General features: G+C 41.5%; 1 protein-coding gene and 1 pseudogene. Both read left to right on the top strand.

The window, feature by feature from the left end; translation table 11 throughout:
• Nucleotides 1-204, top strand: a pseudogene (locus SORDD16_RS04855) (Fe-S cluster assembly sulfur transfer protein SufU); the annotation flags it as partial.
• 45 nt (nt 205-249) lie between these two features.
• Nucleotides 250-1,662, top strand: a complete 1,413-nt coding sequence (sufB, locus tag SORDD16_RS04850) for a Fe-S cluster assembly protein SufB (protein WP_061452568.1) — start codon at nt 250-252, stop codon at nt 1,660-1,662.
• Nucleotides 1,663-1,790 lie beyond the last annotated feature (128 nt).

Here is a 1,790-nt window from a genome sequence, read left to right as displayed (position 1 = left end):
ATCGGAAAGAGCAAGGTTGAGGTTTTAGACTTGGCTCAGATTTTCTCTGAAATGGTTCAAGGAAAAGAAGACGTGCGCCAAGAAGCCTTAGGTGATGCAGCTTTTTTAGCAGGTGTTGCAAAATTTCCCCAACGCATCAAATGTTCCACCTTGGCTTGGAATGCTGTTAAACGAATGATTGAAGAATCTGAGCAAGAGAAGTAAGGAAATTCTATACTTTTCTTGATTTTAATGAGAAAAAGGAGACACATGTCAGAAGAAAGAGTAGAACCAAAACCAATTGATTTAGGTGAGTATAAATTTGGATTTCACGATGATGTAGAGCCCGTTCTATCGACAGGAAAAGGGTTGAACGAGGATGTCATTCGTGAACTATCTGCTGCCAAGGGTGAGCCTGAGTGGATGTTAGAATTCCGTTTGAAGTCTTATGAAACCTTCAAAAAAATGCCGATGCAAACCTGGGGGCCAGACTTATCAGAGATTAACTTTGATGACTTGATCTACTACCAAAAACCGTCGGACAAACCAGCCCGTTCTTGGGATGAAGTTCCTGAAAAAATCAAAGAAACATTTGAACGAATCGGGATTCCGGAAGCTGAGCGTGCCTATCTAGCTGGCGCCTCTGCCCAGTATGAATCAGAAGTGGTTTACCACAATATGAAGGAAGAATTCCAAAAGTTGGGAATTGTCTTTACAGATACAGACTCAGCCTTAAAGGAATACCCAGATCTATTTAAACAGTACTTTGCAAAATTAGTCCCACCAACAGACAATAAATTAGCAGCTCTTAATTCTGCTGTTTGGTCTGGAGGAACCTTTATCTATGTTCCTAAAGGCGTTAAGGTTGATATCCCCCTTCAGACTTATTTCCGGATTAACAATGAAAATTCTGGTCAGTTTGAGCGGACCTTGATTATCGTCGATGAGGGAGCTAGCGTTCACTACGTTGAAGGTTGTACAGCACCGACTTATTCTAGCAACAGCCTCCATGCTGCTATCGTTGAAATCTTTGCCTTGGATGGTGCTTATATGCGCTATACGACCATCCAAAACTGGTCCGATAACGTCTATAACCTAGTAACCAAGCGAGCAAAAGCAACTAAAAATGCGACTGTTGAGTGGATCGATGGAAATCTAGGAGCCAAGGTAACCATGAAATACCCATCTGTTTACCTAGATGGAGAAGGAGCGCGTGGAACTATGCTCTCCATTGCCTTTGCTAACAAGGGGCAACACCAAGATACTGGTGCTAAGATGATTCATAATGCTCCCCATACCAGTTCTTCGATTGTCTCCAAGTCCATCGCTAAAGGCGGAGGAAAAGTGGACTATCGCGGTCAGGTCACCTTTAACAAGGATTCGGCTAAATCGGTCAGCCATATTGAATGTGACACCATTATCATGGATGATATTTCGGCATCCGATACCATTCCTTTTAATGAAATCCATAATTCACAGGTAGCCTTGGAGCACGAAGCAAAGGTTTCCAAGATTTCAGAAGAACAGCTCTATTATCTCATGAGCCGTGGACTTTCAGAAAGCGAAGCGACTGAGATGATCGTCATGGGATTTGTAGAACCCTTCACCAAAGAACTGCCAATGGAATACGCCGTTGAGCTGAACCGCTTGATTAGCTATGAAATGGAGGGTTCTGTTGGGTAAAAATATACAAAATCTGAATAGGATTTTTTCAAAAAAGCAATTATTAAATATTCACAAAAATCTTTTTAGATGACCTAGATTGTCAAATTAAGTTAGACTTCATGTAACTCAAAAAAACTTGGTATGGT

Source organism: Streptococcus oralis (assembly GCF_001578945.1).
Classification (GTDB): Bacteria; Bacillota; Bacilli; order Lactobacillales; family Streptococcaceae; genus Streptococcus; species Streptococcus oralis_Q.
The sequence above is the reverse complement of the archived record's forward strand: the minus strand, read 5'-3'. Positions and strand labels throughout refer to the sequence as shown.